The sequence below is a fragment of the Ruegeria sp. TASC047 genome (genome assembly GCF_059612445.1).
Window position 1 is genome coordinate 35,139 of sequence record NZ_JBXWQP010000004.1, and the last position, 13,165, is coordinate 48,303.

The 13,165-nt window shown below is 56.7% G+C and carries 25 protein-coding genes; 19 read left to right on the forward strand and 6 right to left on the reverse strand.

The annotated features are described in order from the left end of the window. The first annotated feature begins 1 nt into the window (after position 1). The 16 genes from rplV (at position 2) to rpmD (ending at position 8,173) form a co-directional block, all read left to right on the forward strand. Positions 2-382, forward strand: a complete 381-nt coding sequence (gene rplV, locus AC2FLO_RS00740; protein ID WP_039538267.1) for a 50S ribosomal protein L22 — start codon at positions 2-4, stop codon at positions 380-382. Then, on the forward strand, positions 382-1,092 hold the full coding sequence (gene rpsC / locus AC2FLO_RS00745; RefSeq protein WP_209505853.1) for a 30S ribosomal protein S3: 711 nt from the start codon (positions 382-384) through the stop codon (positions 1,090-1,092). The genes rplV and rpsC overlap by 1 nt, the downstream gene beginning before the upstream one ends. Positions 1,093-1,104: 12 nt before the next feature. Then, entirely contained in the window at positions 1,105-1,518 is a 414-nt protein-coding gene (rplP, locus tag AC2FLO_RS00750) for a 50S ribosomal protein L16 (RefSeq protein ID WP_267364819.1), read from the forward strand. A 152-nt stretch (positions 1,519-1,670) separates the two neighbouring features. Beyond that, positions 1,671-2,291, forward strand: coding sequence for a 2OG-Fe(II) oxygenase family protein (locus AC2FLO_RS00755; RefSeq protein WP_496754720.1), 621 nt, complete (start codon positions 1,671-1,673; stop codon positions 2,289-2,291). 109 nt (positions 2,292-2,400) lie between these two features. Further along, a complete protein-coding gene (locus AC2FLO_RS00760) occupies positions 2,401-3,378 on the forward strand; it encodes a Stf0 family sulfotransferase (RefSeq protein WP_496754722.1) in 978 nt (325 codons plus the stop codon). Between the two features lie 439 nt (positions 3,379-3,817). After that, a complete protein-coding gene (gene rpmC / locus AC2FLO_RS00765) occupies positions 3,818-4,024 on the forward strand; it encodes a 50S ribosomal protein L29 (RefSeq protein WP_209505847.1) in 207 nt (68 codons plus the stop codon). Between the two features lie 4 nt (positions 4,025-4,028). Beyond that, entirely contained in the window at positions 4,029-4,259 is a 231-nt protein-coding gene (gene rpsQ / locus AC2FLO_RS00770; protein ID WP_209505845.1) for a 30S ribosomal protein S17, read from the forward strand. A gap of 75 nt (positions 4,260-4,334) precedes the next feature. Next, positions 4,335-4,703 carry a 50S ribosomal protein L14 gene (gene rplN, locus AC2FLO_RS00775; RefSeq protein WP_005621870.1) on the forward strand — a complete coding sequence of 123 codons (369 nt, stop codon included), beginning with the start codon at positions 4,335-4,337 and terminating at the stop codon, positions 4,701-4,703. 2 nt (positions 4,704-4,705) lie between these two features. Next, the gene (gene rplX / locus AC2FLO_RS00780; RefSeq protein WP_010437096.1) at positions 4,706-5,017 is read left to right on the forward strand and encodes a 50S ribosomal protein L24; all 312 of its coding nucleotides are present in this window, start codon (positions 4,706-4,708) and stop codon (positions 5,015-5,017) included. Continuing rightward, positions 5,010-5,570 carry a 50S ribosomal protein L5 gene (gene rplE / locus AC2FLO_RS00785; protein ID WP_209505843.1) on the forward strand — a complete coding sequence of 187 codons (561 nt, stop codon included), beginning with the start codon at positions 5,010-5,012 and terminating at the stop codon, positions 5,568-5,570. Before rplX ends, rplE begins: the two co-directional genes overlap by 8 nt. 19 nt (positions 5,571-5,589) lie before the next feature. Continuing rightward, positions 5,590-5,895 carry a 30S ribosomal protein S14 gene (gene rpsN, locus AC2FLO_RS00790; RefSeq protein ID WP_010437098.1) on the forward strand — a complete coding sequence of 102 codons (306 nt, stop codon included), beginning with the start codon at positions 5,590-5,592 and terminating at the stop codon, positions 5,893-5,895. 13 nt (positions 5,896-5,908) lie between these two features. Further along, the gene (rpsH, locus tag AC2FLO_RS00795; RefSeq protein ID WP_209505841.1) at positions 5,909-6,301 is read left to right on the forward strand and encodes a 30S ribosomal protein S8; all 393 of its coding nucleotides are present in this window, start codon (positions 5,909-5,911) and stop codon (positions 6,299-6,301) included. Between the two features lie 11 nt (positions 6,302-6,312). After that, positions 6,313-6,846, forward strand: a complete 534-nt coding sequence (gene rplF / locus AC2FLO_RS00800) for a 50S ribosomal protein L6 (protein WP_170467582.1) — start codon at positions 6,313-6,315, stop codon at positions 6,844-6,846. Between the two features lie 11 nt (positions 6,847-6,857). Further along, positions 6,858-7,217, forward strand: a complete 360-nt coding sequence (gene rplR, locus AC2FLO_RS00805) for a 50S ribosomal protein L18 (protein ID WP_010437103.1) — start codon at positions 6,858-6,860, stop codon at positions 7,215-7,217. A 185-nt stretch (positions 7,218-7,402) separates the two neighbouring features. After that, a complete protein-coding gene (gene rpsE, locus AC2FLO_RS00810) occupies positions 7,403-7,972 on the forward strand; it encodes a 30S ribosomal protein S5 (protein ID WP_209505839.1) in 570 nt (189 codons plus the stop codon). Between the two features lie 12 nt (positions 7,973-7,984). Further along, the gene (rpmD, locus tag AC2FLO_RS00815) at positions 7,985-8,173 is read left to right on the forward strand and encodes a 50S ribosomal protein L30 (RefSeq protein WP_480559524.1); all 189 of its coding nucleotides are present in this window, start codon (positions 7,985-7,987) and stop codon (positions 8,171-8,173) included. A 101-nt stretch (positions 8,174-8,274) separates the two neighbouring features. Here rpmD and AC2FLO_RS00820 read toward each other — a convergent pair whose 3' ends face one another. Then, the gene (locus AC2FLO_RS00820; RefSeq protein ID WP_496754724.1) at positions 8,275-8,706 is read right to left on the reverse strand and encodes a MarR family winged helix-turn-helix transcriptional regulator; all 432 of its coding nucleotides are present in this window, start codon (positions 8,704-8,706) and stop codon (positions 8,275-8,277) included. Positions 8,707-8,783: 77 nt separating this feature from the next. Between AC2FLO_RS00820 and AC2FLO_RS00825 the strand changes: the two genes are divergently transcribed. The 3 genes from AC2FLO_RS00825 (at position 8,784) to AC2FLO_RS00835 (ending at position 10,013) form a co-directional block, all read left to right on the forward strand. Next, positions 8,784-9,152 (forward strand): antibiotic biosynthesis monooxygenase family protein, encoded by a 369-nt coding sequence (locus AC2FLO_RS00825; RefSeq protein ID WP_171638091.1) that lies wholly within the window; start codon positions 8,784-8,786, stop codon positions 9,150-9,152. Between the two features lie 21 nt (positions 9,153-9,173). Beyond that, positions 9,174-9,635, forward strand: a complete 462-nt coding sequence (locus tag AC2FLO_RS00830; RefSeq protein ID WP_480586714.1) for a hypothetical protein — start codon at positions 9,174-9,176, stop codon at positions 9,633-9,635. A gap of 165 nt (positions 9,636-9,800) precedes the next feature. Next, positions 9,801-10,013 carry a DUF1127 domain-containing protein gene (locus tag AC2FLO_RS00835; protein ID WP_496754726.1) on the forward strand — a complete coding sequence of 71 codons (213 nt, stop codon included), beginning with the start codon at positions 9,801-9,803 and terminating at the stop codon, positions 10,011-10,013. Positions 10,014-10,299: 286 nt separating this feature from the next. On the opposite strand, the gene AC2FLO_RS00840 is transcribed toward AC2FLO_RS00835, so the two are convergent. From AC2FLO_RS00840 to AC2FLO_RS00860, 5 genes are all read right to left on the reverse strand, one after another. Then, complete coding sequence (locus AC2FLO_RS00840; RefSeq protein WP_170609990.1) at positions 10,300-10,596, reverse strand: 50S ribosomal protein L23; 297 nt, start codon at positions 10,594-10,596, stop codon at positions 10,300-10,302. Beyond that, positions 10,593-11,210: a 50S ribosomal protein L4 gene (rplD, locus tag AC2FLO_RS00845; RefSeq protein ID WP_171638100.1), complete on the reverse strand. Its 618-nt coding sequence runs from the start codon at positions 11,208-11,210 to the stop codon at positions 10,593-10,595. Before rplD ends, AC2FLO_RS00840 begins: the two co-directional genes overlap by 4 nt. Further along, positions 11,207-11,932 (reverse strand): 50S ribosomal protein L3, encoded by a 726-nt coding sequence (gene rplC, locus AC2FLO_RS00850; RefSeq protein WP_171638102.1) that lies wholly within the window; start codon positions 11,930-11,932, stop codon positions 11,207-11,209. The genes rplD and rplC overlap by 4 nt, the downstream gene beginning before the upstream one ends. A gap of 18 nt (positions 11,933-11,950) precedes the next feature. Beyond that, the gene (gene rpsJ, locus AC2FLO_RS00855) at positions 11,951-12,265 is read right to left on the reverse strand and encodes a 30S ribosomal protein S10 (RefSeq protein ID WP_008756422.1); all 315 of its coding nucleotides are present in this window, start codon (positions 12,263-12,265) and stop codon (positions 11,951-11,953) included. A 558-nt stretch (positions 12,266-12,823) separates the two neighbouring features. Then, the coding region (locus tag AC2FLO_RS00860) for an EF-Tu C-terminal domain-related protein (RefSeq protein WP_496753135.1) at positions 12,824-13,165 on the reverse strand (342 nt) is incomplete at its 5' end.

Genomic DNA, 13,165 nt, shown 5'->3' on the forward strand with positions numbered 1-13,165 from the left:
CATGGGCAAGGAAAAGAACCCCCGCCGCGTGGCTGAAAACGAAGCAATGGCGAAAACGCGCATGCTTCGCACCAGCCCGCAGAAACTGAACCTGGTAGCGCAAATGATCCGCGGCAAGAAAGTCGAGAAGGCCCTGACCGACCTGACTTTCTCGAACAAGCGCGTCGCGCAGGACGTCAAGAAGTGCCTGCAGTCCGCAATCGCGAATGCCGAAAACAACCACAACCTGGACGTTGACGAGCTGATCGTCGCCGAAGCCTGGGTTGGCAAGAACCTGGTCATGAAGCGCGGTCGCCCGCGTGCGCGTGGCCGTTTCGGCAAGATCATGAAGCCGTTCTCGGAGATCACCATCAAGGTGCGTCAAGTTGAGGAGCAAGCCTAATGGGACATAAAGTCAATCCGATCGGCATGCGCCTTCAGGTCAACCGCACCTGGGACAGCCGCTGGTACGCAGATACCAAGGACTACGGTGATCTTCTGCTGGAAGACCTCAAGATCCGTGAGTTCATCCAGAAAGAGTGCAAGCAGGCCGGTGTTGCCCGTGTGATCATCGAACGTCCGCACAAGAAGTGCCGCGTTACGATCCACACCGCACGTCCGGGTGTCATCATCGGCAAGAAAGGTGCGGACATCGAAGTTCTGCGCAAGAAGCTGGCCGCGATGACCGACAGCGAACTGCACCTGAACATCGTCGAAGTGCGCAAGCCCGAGCTTGACGGTCAGCTGGTTGCCGAGTCGATCGCTCAGCAGCTGGAACGCCGTGTTTCGTTCCGCCGCGCGATGAAGCGTGCCGTACAGAACGCCATGCGCATGGGCGCCCTGGGTATCCGGGTGAACGTCGCTGGCCGTCTGGGTGGTGCCGAAATCGCACGGACCGAATGGTACCGCGAAGGCCGTGTGCCGCTGCACACGCTGCGCGCCGACATCGATTACGCACATGCCGAAGCGATGACCCCCTACGGGATCATCGGGATCAAGGTCTGGATCTTCAAAGGGGAGATCATGGAGCACGATCCGCAGGCACGTGATCGTAAAGCACAGGAACTCCAGGACGGCCCTGCACCTCGTGGTGCTGGTGGCGGTCGTCGCTAAGGAGGGAAAGATATGCTTCAACCAAAGCGTACAAAATTCCGCAAGTTGCACAAAGGCCGGATCAAGGGCGAAGCCAAGGGCGGCTCTGATCTGAACTTTGGCACCTACGGCCTGAAAGCGATCGAGCCTGAGCGTGTAACCGCACGCCAGATCGAAGCTGCACGTCGTGCCATGACGCGTCACATGAAGCGTCAGGGCCGTGTCTGGATCCGCATCTTCCCCGACACTCCGGTCACTGCAAAGCCGATCGAAGTTCGTATGGGTAAAGGTAAGGGTTCGGTCGACCGCTGGGTTTGCAAGGTCAAGCCCGGTCGCGTGATGTTCGAGATCGACGGCGTCAATGACGACATCGCCCGCGAGGCCCTGCGCCTGGCTGCGATGAAGCTGCCGATCAAGACCCGCGTCGTGGTTCGCGAAGACTGGTAAGCGATCCGGGGGCACCCCCGCTCGTGACAAGATTGACCCCCGTCGGAACACCGGCGGGGGTTTTTCTATAGGGGGCTCTGCCCCCGTCGCGCGAGGCAGAGCCTCGCAAAACAGCCATCGCCTTCACCGCGCGGCTGGGTTAAGACGGCCCCATGCCACAGATTGAATCACTCTTCGTCACCCGCCTCTATCGTGCCTCCTTGTCCGAGTTCGGTCCCCCGATCGATGCGGAGGAGTTGGAAAGCTCGTGCCTTGTCATCGCCGAGGATGACGAGGCCGGGCAGGACTGGTGCGAAGAAAACGGCTATCCCGGTTACACCAGCTATGCCTCGCTGACCGACCTGCCCTGGCGGTTTCCGATATTCGCCGATCTGGTCAAGGCGCTGGACAGCCATGTGGCGGCTTTTGCCAAGGATCTGGAGTTTGATCTGGGTGAAGGTGAGCTGAAGCTGGAAGACCTGTGGATCAACATCCTGCCCGAGGGTGGCATGCATTCCAGCCATCTGCACCCGCACAGTGTGATTTCCGGCACCACCTATGTGGCGATGCCCGAAGGCGCGAGTGCGCTGAAACTGGAAGACCCGCGCTCAGGCCGTATGATGGCCGCGCCGACACGGCTGAAAGGCGGGCGACGCGATTTGCAACCCTTCATCTATATTAAGCCGCAGGTGGGCGATGTGCTGCTGTGGGAAAGCTGGCTGCGCCACGAGGTGCCGATGAACCTGGCCGAGGAAGAGCGGATTTCGGTGAGTTTCAACTATAAGTGGGTCTAACATTGCCGAACCGCAGTAGACGTTTGAGAACGAACTTTTAAACTTGGCTGATACCCAGGGCGAGCGTTAGGTTGCTTAATGTCCGGATTGTCTTTTATGGAAGTCTAGAATGGGCAAGCTGTGCGTTGTTTTTGCCAGCCAACGGGTTGGCAGTACCATGTTCGAGACCAGTTTGAGCAGGGCAGGCGACCTTGGCCAACATGGCGAACCCTGGGCCGAAATCCAAACTATTCCCAAAAAAACTTGGGATCGAGACCTTTTGCTTGAAAAGCTTGAGTATGGTCGCGATGGCTCTGGAGCAACCGCGGTAACCATCATGGAGAGCTACCTTACAGCCGTTGCAAAAGCCTACTTCAATGAACCTTACTCCCTCGAAGATCGTTCGCTTCCTTACGCCGAAAAGTTCTGGGCGAGTTTCCGTGATCGTTTCAGTGAAGCGGCGTGCTTTTACCTTATTCGAAATCCTCTTGGGCAGGCGCTATCGCAGTATTTCGCTAGTCGGACAGGGCTGTATCACGTGATGAACAATGGGATGGAGAACAAAATAAATCTGAGCAAACCTGAATCGGTTGAAGAAGTTCTCGAAGGTTTTGATCCGGAATTCCTGATAAAGTTGATACAGCTTTGCGATCGCCAGAACGCTTTTTTAACCGCGTTCCTGCAGCGTACAGAGACAGACTATTTTGAAGTAAAATATGAAGACATGGTCCAAAATCCAACGGCCGTTGGTCATAATGTATTGGAGTACGCCGGTAGTCAGGCCTCGGTCGATCGATTTTCGCCGGGATCCATGAAGGTGTTGAATACCGCAACGACAGACGAAGCCAAAAGAAAGCTTCGAGAATTCTTTGGTTACTTCGAAAAAGACGGCCAAAAGGCGGTTAGCGACGATGTTCTAGTGTCTCTCGCCCGGGCGCACGGCCTTTCGATGGATGGTCTAAGCCGGATAAAACACAGCAGCGTTGGCGGTGCCACCACTGCCGAGGGCATCATTGCAGAGCGTGATCATATCATTGCAGAGCGTGATCATGCTGTAAAATACCCTTGGAAATACATACGATCTGCCATCGCCAGAAAGCTCAAATGACTTTGGAAAAACTGGCTTGGGAGCCTGAGAACAAATGCGTGGCGTACCCACCGGCACATATGATTTCTTCGAGCAGTCATTCCTACATGACTTCCATATAGTTCAGAGGGATTACCAATTCATTTGCTGAGGTCCGTTGTTGCTCTCGCGATAGAGCCTCAAGTTGCGCCCTAATGTCGGGGAATTACCTGGAATTTCGTTACGTGTTGGTTTGTTGGAAACCTGCTGTCCTCCTGGCGATGGGGAGGTGTGCAGGCATATTGCGGAGCGGCGATATTCTTTAAAATTTTCCTTGCCACCCCACCCCTAACCCCCTATAGAGCGGCATCTTGCGGTCTCCCGGCGTTGTCGGGCGATTCGTATGTCTATCATTCATCCACCAGGTCAAAGGTGACCCGTGTACGGGGCCTTCTGGTGTTTTGAGCAAAGGAAAAAGGCGATGAACGCCCAAGAACTGCGTGACAAGACCCCTGATCAGCTCCGCGAGGAACTGGTCAACCTGAAGAAAGAAAGCTTTAACCTGCGCTTTCAACAGGCAACCGGTCAGCTGGAAAACACTGCTGGCATTAAAGCGGCCCGCCGCAACGCTGCCCGCGTCAAAACCATCCTGAACGAAAAGGCCGCTGCCGCGGCATCCGAGGAGTAATCAGATGCCCAAGCGTATCCTGCAAGGCACCGTGACCAGCGACGCCAACGAACAGACCATCACCGTGCTGGTCGAGCGCCGTTTCAAGCACCCGCTGCTGCACAAAACCGTTCGTAAGTCCAAGAAATACCGGGCTCATGACGAAAAGAACGCCTTCAAGGTCGGCGACTCTGTACGCATCATCGAATGCGCGCCGAAATCGAAGACGAAACGTTGGGAAGTTCTGGAAGCGTAAGCTTCCGGGATTTTTCATTTGTCGAAACCCTGGGGGATTTAATCAGACCAGCCCCCACAGGTCGGGAGAAACCACATGATCCAGATGCAGACCAATCTGGATGTCGCTGACAACTCTGGCGCACGCCGAGTTCAGTGCATCAAGGTCCTGGGTGGTTCCAAGCGTAAATACGCCTCCGTCGGCGACATCATTGTCGTCTCGGTGAAGGAAGCCATCCCGCGCGGCCGCGTAAAGAAAGGTGACGTCCGCAAGGCCGTCGTCGTACGCACCGCCAAGGAAGTCCGTCGCGAAGACGGCACCGCGATCCGTTTCGATCGCAACGCCGCCGTCATCCTGAACAACAACAACGAGCCCGTAGGTACCCGTATCTTTGGCCCCGTTGTTCGTGAGCTGCGCGCGAAGAACTTCATGAAAATCATCTCGCTGGCTCCGGAGGTGCTGTAATCATGGCTGCTAAACTCCGCAAAGGCGACAAGGTCGTCGTGCTGGCCGGCAAGGACAAGGGCAAAGAGGGAACTATCACCTCGGTTGACCCCAAAGCCGGTAAAGCTGTTGTCGATGGCATCAACATCGCCATCCGCCACACCCGCCAGTCGCAAACCTCGCAAGGTGGTCGCCTGCCTCAGGCTAACCCGATCGAGCTGTCGAACCTGGCACTGCTGGACAAGAACGGCAAAGCAACCCGCGTTGGCTTCCGCATGGAAGGTGACAAGAAGGTGCGTTTCGCCAAGACCACAGGGGACGTGATCGATGCTTGATAACGCAACCTACACCCCGCGCCTGAAAGCGCAGTACGCCGAGACCATCCGTGCCGCTCTGAAAGAAGAGTTCGGCTACAAGAACGACATGCAGCTGCCCAAGCTGGAAAAAATCGTTCTGAACATCGGTTGTGGTGCTGAGGCTGTCAAAGACTCGAAGAAAGCGAAAGCCGCTGTCGAGGACCTAACTGCGATTGCCGGTCAACAGGCCGTTGCAACCAAGGCGAAGAAGTCGATCGCGGGTTTCCGCGTCCGTGAAGACATGCCGCTGGGTGCGAAAGTGACCCTGCGCGGTGACCGGATGTACGAATTCCTGGATCGTCTGATCACGATCGCGATGCCGCGTATTCGTGACTTCCGCGGTGTTAAGCCTTCTTTCGACGGTCGTGGCAACTTTGCCATGGGCATGAAAGAGCACATCGTGTTCCCGGAAATCGACTTCGACAAGGTCGACGAGGTCTGGGGCCTGGATATCGTAATTGCCACCACAGCGAAAACCGACGCTGAAGCAAAGGCACTGTTGAAAGCATTCAACATGCCGTTCAACGCGTAAGCGCCGGGAGGATTGAGACATGGCTAAGAAAGCAATGATCGAACGCGAGAAGAAGCGCGAACGCCTGGTGGCCAAATATGCCGCAAAGCGTGCCGAGCTGAAAGAAATCGCGAATGACGAGAGCAAGCCGATGGAAGAGCGCTTCAAGGCGCGTCTGAAACTGGCGAAACTGCCGCGCAACAGCTCGGCTACCCGTCTGCACAACCGTTGTCAGCTGACCGGTCGTCCCCACGCTTACTATCGTAAGCTGAAGGTCAGCCGTATCGCGCTGCGCGAGCTGGGTTCTGCTGGTCAGATCCCCGGCATGGTGAAATCGAGCTGGTAAGGGAGACATAGATATGAATGATCCTATCGGCGATATGCTCACCCGTATCCGCAACGCGCAAATGCGCGGCAAGTCCACCGTTTCCACTCCGGCGTCAAAGCTGCGTGTTTGGGTTCTGGACGTGCTGGCGGACGAAGGCTACATCCGTGGCTATGAAAAGACGACCGGTGAAAACGGTCATCCGGCCATCGAAATCAGCCTGAAATACTACGAAGGCACCCCTGTCATTCGCGAACTGAAGCGGGTTTCGAAACCCGGTCGCCGCGTATACATGGGCGTCAATGACATCCCACAGGTCCGTCAGGGTCTGGGCGTGTCGATTGTCAGCACTCCGAAAGGTGTGATGTCGGACGCAAACGCTCGCTCCAACAATGTTGGCGGCGAAGTGCTCTGCACCGTCTTCTAAGGAGGTCTGCAATGTCTCGTATTGGTAAAAAACCGGTCGAGCTGCCCAGCGGCGTAACCGCCTCTGTGTCGGGTCAGACCATCGAAGTCAAAGGTCCGAAAGGCACCCGCAGCTTCACCGCCACCGACGACGTAACGCTGTCGGTTGAAGACAACGTGGTCAAGATCGACCCTCGTGGCATGTCCAAGCGTGCCCGCCAGCAGTGGGGCATGAGCCGCACCATGGTTGCCAACCTAGTAACCGGTGTGACCACAGGCTTCAAAAAAGAGCTGGAGATCCAGGGTGTTGGTTACCGGGCGCAGATGCAGGGCAACACCCTGAAGCTGAACCTGGGCTATAGCCACGATGTTGATTTCACAGCTCCGGAAGGTGTCACCATCACCGCACCGAAGCAGACCGAGATCGTTGTGGAAGGTATCGACCAGCAGCTGGTGGGCGAAACCGCGGCCAAAATCCGCGAGTGGCGCCGCCCCGAGCCGTACAAAGGCAAGGGTATCCGCTATAAGGGCGAGTTCATCTTCCGCAAGGAAGGCAAGAAGAAGTAAGGACGCAGACAATGGCAAACAGCAAAAGAACCCTGTTTCTGAAGCGCCGCCTGCGCGTTCGGAACAAACTTCGCAAGGTCAACGCGGGTCGTCCGCGCCTGTCCGTACACCGTTCGAACAAGAACATCTCTGTTCAGCTGATCGACGACGTACGTGGCGTGACCCTGGCCTCGGCCTCGACCCTGGAAAAAGACCTGGGTGTTGTTGGCAAGAACAACGTCGAAGCGGCGACGAAAGTCGGCGCGGCCATCGCCGAGCGTGCCAAGAAGGCAGGCGTCGAAGAGGCCTATTTCGATCGTGGCGGCTTCCTGTTCCACGGCAAAGTGAAGGCTGTCGCCGACGCTGCGCGTGAAGGTGGCCTGAAGATCTGATGGTGCGCCGGGCTGAAGCCCGGCCTACCTGATCGACGCCGTAGGCCGGGCTTCAGCCCGGCACCGGCACTTTGAAGGCGGGTCCGCCCGCCTCGATGATCGGGGAGCCCCAGAATGTCATTCACGGGTTCACTTCGATTGAGCAATTGGCGCCGCAAGCGCCTCTAGAGGAAAAGGGATGCCAAATGGCAGAACGTGAAAACCGTCGGGGCCGTGGCCGCGACCGTGAAGAAACGCCGGAATTTGCAGATCGCCTGGTCGCAATCAACCGCGTGTCGAAAACCGTAAAAGGTGGTAAGCGCTTTGGCTTCGCCGCTCTGGTGGTTGTCGGCGATCAGAAAGGCCGCGTCGGCTTTGGCAAGGGTAAAGCGAAAGAAGTACCTGAAGCCATCCGCAAGGCGACTGAGCAAGCCAAGCGTCAGATGATCCGCGTACAGTTGCGCGAAGGTCGGACCCTGCACCACGACATCGAGGGCCGTCACGGCGCCGGTAAAGTGGTTATGCGCGCCGCGCCTGAAGGTACCGGTATCATCGCCGGTGGTCCGATGCGTGCCGTGTTCGAAATGCTGGGCGTCAAGGACGTTGTCTCCAAGTCGCTGGGCTCGCAGAACCCCTACAACATGATCCGCGCCACCATCGACGGCCTGCAGAAAGAGCAGAGCCCGCGTTCGGTTGCCGCACGTCGTGGCAAAAAGGTTGCTGACATCCTGCCCAAGCGGGACGATGCACCGGCTGCTGCTGAAGCAGAAGCATAAGGAGAGCACGTCATGGCAAAAACCATCGTCGTCAAACAGATCGGTTCGCCGATCCGTCGCCCCGCCGAACAGCGCGCAACCCTGATCGGCCTGGGCCTGAACAAGATGCACAGAACCCGTGAGCTGGAGGATACTCCTTCGGTGCGCGGCATGATCCGCAAGATCCCGCATCTGGTAGAGATCATCGAAGAGCGCGGCTAAGCCCGCAGCTTCGAAGACTTAGAAACGCCTCCGACCTCGGTCGGGGGCGTTTTTTGTTTAATGGCTTGCCTGCCGGTGCCGTGAACTGATCCTCCGTCAATTCACCTTGAGCGCATGCCGCCTATGACTCGACGCATATAGTTCATGAATTGTGCGCGCTCAGGGTCATTCAAGACCTGTAATGCATCAGCATTCACGTTCTGAGCTGCCTCGTAGGCGCTGTTGCGAAGTGCTGCGGCCTTCTCGGTCAGCCAAATCAATTGAGCCCTGGCGTCAGCAGGGTTCTTCGTTCTTTTGATCAAGCCATCACGTTCCATACGGTTAAGCGTGTTGGCCAATGTCGCCTGTTCGACGTCAATTTTGGTCAGCAGATCCTTTTGCGTCACACCGTCCCTGAGCCAGAGTTCCAGCAAGATTGGGAATTGCCCGACGACGATGCCAAAGGGCGCAATGCGTTGCTGCAACTCCTTTGCGAACAATCGTGCCATGTGATTAACCAGATACCCGGCCGAGTTTTCTTTTTCGAAGTCCATGTCCTGGATTTACACTTGAATAGCATGCTATGCAATTTTATATAGCTTGCTATATTTCAGAATCGAAGGGAACCGAAATGGCTCGTATCAAAGAGTTGGACACGATCGTCACGCTGGCAGATCAGATGCAGACCGAGGAAGGACCGGTGGTGCTGATCAACCTGTTTACGGTGGACGCCGAAGACGAAAAGGCGCTGCTTCGGGCATGGGCGCATGATGCGGATTTCATGAAATCGCAACCGGGATATATCTCGACCCAGCTCCATCAGGGTATCGCGGGCAGTTCGACCTTTGTGAACTACGCGATCTGGCAGAACGTGCAAAGCTTTCGCGACGCATTCACTCATCCCGAGTTCCAGCGTCGGATCGCGGACTATCCAGCAAGCGCAGTGGCCCGGCCACATCTTCTTCGCAAGCTCGCAGTCGAAAACCACTGCGTCGCCTGACCCTCATTTGGGAGTAGCAACATGTTAAGAACCATCCACCCCATCGCCGGAGTAGTAGGCTTTCTTACGATACTCGTATTCTGGACATCCACTTTGTACAGTGAGTTATTTGCAAACCATGAGACCGTCGCGGCAGTAAAGTCCATGATCGTCAGCGGGCTCTTTGTTCTGGTGCCTGCAATGGTGATTGTCGGTGCATCCGGGGCGACACTTGGGCGTCGCCGAAAAGATGCCCCTGCGCTCGCCAAAAAGAAAAGGATGCCGATCATTGCTATGAACGGGCTCATCGTCCTTGTTCCAGCCGCCGTCTACCTGAGCGCAAAGGCAAACGCGGGCTCGTTTGATACCAGCTTCTATATTGTACAGATCATCGAACTGATTGCCGGAGCGACCAATCTGACACTGATGGGGCTGAGCATACGTGATGGTCGGGCGATGGCCGCCCGCAATAAAACGCGCGAGAGAAATGAAAGCGGCGTGTGATTGACGTGGCCCACGACATGTATAGCCATTCAACAGATGCATATCGGCTAGACCAAAATCTGCGTTGTTAGCGATAGCAAACGCTCCTATCTCTGCCTTGTCCAATGAAGGAACTCAAAAGGAAACGTCAGGGAATACGCCCTGATACGAGAAAGGAATACAGAGATGACAACTGCGACACTGACCCATACCGGCTTCAACTTCGGCACCCGGATCGCTGAAATGATCACACGGATCAAAACAGCCCGCGCACGTGCTGCTGAGTATCAGCGCACCTATACCGAGTTGCAGCGTCTGAGCAACCGTGAGCTGGACGATATCGGCATCCGCCGCTGCGACATCGCAGATATCGCGCACCGGCACGTATATTGCTCGTAACCACTCATACAATTGAAACGACCCAAAGGCGCCTTAGGGCGCCTTTTCTGTGTCCAGTGCAGGCCCTGCCCCGCGAGCAGGCCGCTCAGCGGCCGTCAGAGGGTGCGATAGCTGTTGATGGGCCCCCCCCATTGTGCCGGTGACGCCAGAACCGCCCTGAGCGGCCGCTAGAGGACGTGTGACCGCCCTGCCCTGACGCGCAAACCCAGAGCTTTGACGTCTGAAACGAAATCGACCCCGGAGGAGTGATCCACCGGGGCCGAAAAGTGTCGCTGTAAGCGTTGGATCAGAGACCGGTGCTTACGTCGATTGTGTTACCCTCTTCCAGGGTCACATATGCTTTCTTGACGTCTTTCCGACGGCCCAGCTGGCCGCGGAACCGCTTGACCTTGCCTTTGGTCACGGTGGTGTTCACTGCCTTGACCTTCACACCAAACAGCGCCTCAACGGCCTCTTTGATCTGCGGCTTGTTGCTTTCGATCGCCACTTCAAAGACAACCGCGCCATTTTCGGACGCCATGGTCGACTTTTCGGTGATGATCGGCTTGCGGATCACGTCGTAGTGTTCTGCCTTCGCGCTCATTTCAGACGAGCCTCCAGTGCTTCGACAGCCGCTTTGGTGAGCACCAGGGTGTCACGCTTGAGGATGTCATAAACGTTTGCACCCATCGACGGCAGGATATCCAGACCTTCGATGTTGCGCGACGCCTTCAGGAACCCTTCGTTCACGGTCGCGCCGTCGATGACCAGAGCGCGTTTCCAGCCCAGGTTTGCAACCTGTTTGGCCAGTGCGGCGGTCTTGCCTTCGGCTTCGGCGTTCTCGATCACAACCAGTTCACCTGCTTTGGCTTTGGCCGACAGAGCGTGGCGCAGGCCAAGCTTGCGGAACTTTTTCGGCAGGTCGTGGCCGTGCGAACGAGGGGTCGGGCCCTTGTAGATACCACCCTTGCGGAAGATCGGTGCGTTACGGTCACCATGGCGTGCACCACCGGTGCCCTTCTGGCGATAGATCTTCTTGGTCGAGTAGCTGGTTTCCGAGCGGGTCTTGACCTTGTGGGTGCCGGCCTGCGCGTTGTTGCGCTGCCAACGGACCACACGGTGCAGGATGTCCGCGCGCGGCTCGAGGCCGAACAGGTCTGCATCCAGCTCGATGTCGCCGGCCTTGCCGCCGTCCAGTTTGATTACATCAAGTTTCATGCTTCACCACCTTCCGCGGATACTTCTTCCGCAGGTGCTTCGGTTGCAGCCGATTTCACAGCAGCCGGGAAAGGCAAGCCTTCCGGTGCTTTCTTCTTCACGGCGTCCTTGACGGTGACCCAGCCCGATTTCGGTCCGGGAACGGCGCCTTTGATGAAGACCAGACCACGGTCGGCGTCGGTTTTGACAACCTCGAGGTTCTGGGTGGTAACACGGGCAGCACCCATGTGACCGGCCATCTTCTTGCCTTTGAACACCTTGCCCGGGTCCTGACACTGACCGGTCGAACCGTGCGAACGGTGGCTGATCGAAACACCGTGCGAGGCGCGCAGACCACCGAAGTTGTGGCGCTTCATCGCACCGGCAAAGCCTTTACCGATCGAGGTGCCCGAAACGTCAACCTTCTGACCGGCCAGGAAATGCTCTGCCGAGATTTCGGCACCCACTTCGATCAGGCCATCTTCGGAGACGCGGAACTCGGCCAGCTTACGCTTGGGCTCGACCTTGGCAGCGGCATAGTGACCGCGCATGGCCTTCGAGGTGCGTTTTGCCTTGGCAGCACCAGCGCCCAGCTGAACGGCGGTGTAGCCGTCTTTTTCAGCGGTCCGCTGTGCAACGACCTGCAGGTTGTCCAGGTGAAGAACGGTCACAGGGATCTGCTTGCCGTCTTCCATGAACAGGCGGGTCATGCCAACTTTTTTTGCGATAATACCAGAGCGCATAATCTATACCCTCCGATCTTACGACTGCAGCTTGATCTCGACGTCCACACCAGCAGCCAGGTCGAGCTTCATCAGCGCGTCCACGGTCTGGGGGGTCGGATCAACGATGTCGAGAAGACGCTTGTGCGTGCGGATCTCGAACTGGTCGCGGGATTTCTTGTCAACGTGAGGGCCACGGAGAACCGTGAACTTCTCGATCTTGTTCGGCAGCGGGATTGGGCCGCGCACATTCGCGCCGGTCCGCTTGGCAGTGTTGACGATCTCTTGCGTGCTGGCATCCAGAACGCGATAGTCAAATGCCTTCAGCCGAATACGGATATTTTGGCTTTGCATAATAACAGCCTTTTATCAGGCGTTGGGGTTGAGAGGAGGACAGACGCGCATCGCCAACCCTCATCGAACCCAAAAGGCGGGAATCACCCCGCCTTGACGTTCTTGTTGAGAACTCGCGCGTATTAGTGGGGTTGGCGGGGTTTGGCAAGGGGGAAATAACCTTACGCCAAGACAAGATAGTCACACGTCCGAAATTAGGCTCGCGTTTCTTCTTTCCTGATCTCACGCTTCTTCACAAATAAAGTTGTCTCGATGACAAATGCAATCGGCCAAAACGTAACTAGCAAAACGTTTACCAAATAGGCACGGTCGGACAATTCAAAGTGACTGAAGAAAAGGTTGTAGCAACCCAGCATGTGAAAAACCGAAATTATGCAAAGTCTTTTTCTTACTGTCCGCCATATTTCCATTCCAATTTTTCCATTCTTTGAATTTCATTTGGGTAGCCAATGCCAGTGACCTCGCAGTAGCCTATATCGCGTATAGCAAAAGGCCGCCCCTTTATGGAGCGGCCTTCGTTTGTTCACCGATGTGCCGGGCTGAAGCCTGGCCTACGGATTATTCTACGATCTTCGACACGACGCCGGCGCCGACGGTGCGGCCGCCTTCGCGGATGGCGAAACGCAGGCCGTTTTCCATCGCGATCGGGGCGATCAGCTCAACGCCGAACGACACGTTGTCGCCGGGCATAACCATCTCGGTGCCTTCCGCCAGGGTCACGGTGCCGGTCACGTCCGTGGTCCGGAAGTAGAACTGCGGACGGTAGTTCGCGAAGAACGGGGTGTGACGGCCGCCTTCTTCCTTGGTCAGGATATAGGCTTCGGCTTCGAACTTGGTGTGCGGTGTCACCGAACCCGGCTTACACAGAACCTGGCCACGCTCAACGCCGTCACGGTCCAC

Bases quoted from the DNA above. Each gene is read 5' to 3' on its own strand.
- AC2FLO_RS00835 (WP_496754726.1), top strand. From the start codon at position 9,801: ATGACAACTGCGACACTGACCCATACCGGCTTCAACTTCGGCACCCGG.
- rplX (WP_010437096.1), top strand. From the start codon at position 4,706: ATGGCTGCTAAACTCCGCAAAGGCGACAAGGTCGTCGTGCTGGCCGGC.
- rpsQ (WP_209505845.1), top strand. From the start codon at position 4,029: ATGCCCAAGCGTATCCTGCAAGGCACCGTGACCAGCGACGCCAACGAA.
- rplE (WP_209505843.1), top strand. From the start codon at position 5,010: ATGCTTGATAACGCAACCTACACCCCGCGCCTGAAAGCGCAGTACGCC.
- rpmC (WP_209505847.1), top strand. From the start codon at position 3,818: ATGAACGCCCAAGAACTGCGTGACAAGACCCCTGATCAGCTCCGCGAG.
- rplN (WP_005621870.1), top strand. From the start codon at position 4,335: ATGATCCAGATGCAGACCAATCTGGATGTCGCTGACAACTCTGGCGCA.
- AC2FLO_RS00825 (WP_171638091.1), top strand. From the start codon at position 8,784: ATGGCTCGTATCAAAGAGTTGGACACGATCGTCACGCTGGCAGATCAG.
- rpmD (WP_480559524.1), top strand. From the start codon at position 7,985: ATGGCAAAAACCATCGTCGTCAAACAGATCGGTTCGCCGATCCGTCGC.
- rplF (WP_170467582.1), top strand. From the start codon at position 6,313: ATGTCTCGTATTGGTAAAAAACCGGTCGAGCTGCCCAGCGGCGTAACC.
- rpsC (WP_209505853.1), top strand. From the start codon at position 382: ATGGGACATAAAGTCAATCCGATCGGCATGCGCCTTCAGGTCAACCGC.
- AC2FLO_RS00820 (WP_496754724.1), bottom strand. From the start codon at position 8,706: ATGGACTTCGAAAAAGAAAACTCGGCCGGGTATCTGGTTAATCACATG.
- rplP (WP_267364819.1), top strand. From the start codon at position 1,105: ATGCTTCAACCAAAGCGTACAAAATTCCGCAAGTTGCACAAAGGCCGG.
- rplR (WP_010437103.1), top strand. From the start codon at position 6,858: ATGGCAAACAGCAAAAGAACCCTGTTTCTGAAGCGCCGCCTGCGCGTT.
- AC2FLO_RS00830 (WP_480586714.1), top strand. From the start codon at position 9,174: ATGTTAAGAACCATCCACCCCATCGCCGGAGTAGTAGGCTTTCTTACG.
- rpsH (WP_209505841.1), top strand. From the start codon at position 5,909: ATGAATGATCCTATCGGCGATATGCTCACCCGTATCCGCAACGCGCAA.
- rpsE (WP_209505839.1), top strand. From the start codon at position 7,403: ATGGCAGAACGTGAAAACCGTCGGGGCCGTGGCCGCGACCGTGAAGAA.
- rpsJ (WP_008756422.1), bottom strand. From the start codon at position 12,265: ATGCAAAGCCAAAATATCCGTATTCGGCTGAAGGCATTTGACTATCGC.
- rpsN (WP_010437098.1), top strand. From the start codon at position 5,590: ATGGCTAAGAAAGCAATGATCGAACGCGAGAAGAAGCGCGAACGCCTG.
- AC2FLO_RS00760 (WP_496754722.1), top strand. From the start codon at position 2,401: ATGGGCAAGCTGTGCGTTGTTTTTGCCAGCCAACGGGTTGGCAGTACC.
- AC2FLO_RS00840 (WP_170609990.1), bottom strand. From the start codon at position 10,596: ATGAGCGCGAAGGCAGAACACTACGACGTGATCCGCAAGCCGATCATC.
- rplD (WP_171638100.1), bottom strand. From the start codon at position 11,210: ATGAAACTTGATGTAATCAAACTGGACGGCGGCAAGGCCGGCGACATC.
- rplC (WP_171638102.1), bottom strand. From the start codon at position 11,932: ATGCGCTCTGGTATTATCGCAAAAAAAGTTGGCATGACCCGCCTGTTC.
- AC2FLO_RS00755 (WP_496754720.1), top strand. From the start codon at position 1,671: ATGCCACAGATTGAATCACTCTTCGTCACCCGCCTCTATCGTGCCTCC.
- rplV (WP_039538267.1), top strand. From the start codon at position 2: ATGGGCAAGGAAAAGAACCCCCGCCGCGTGGCTGAAAACGAAGCAATG.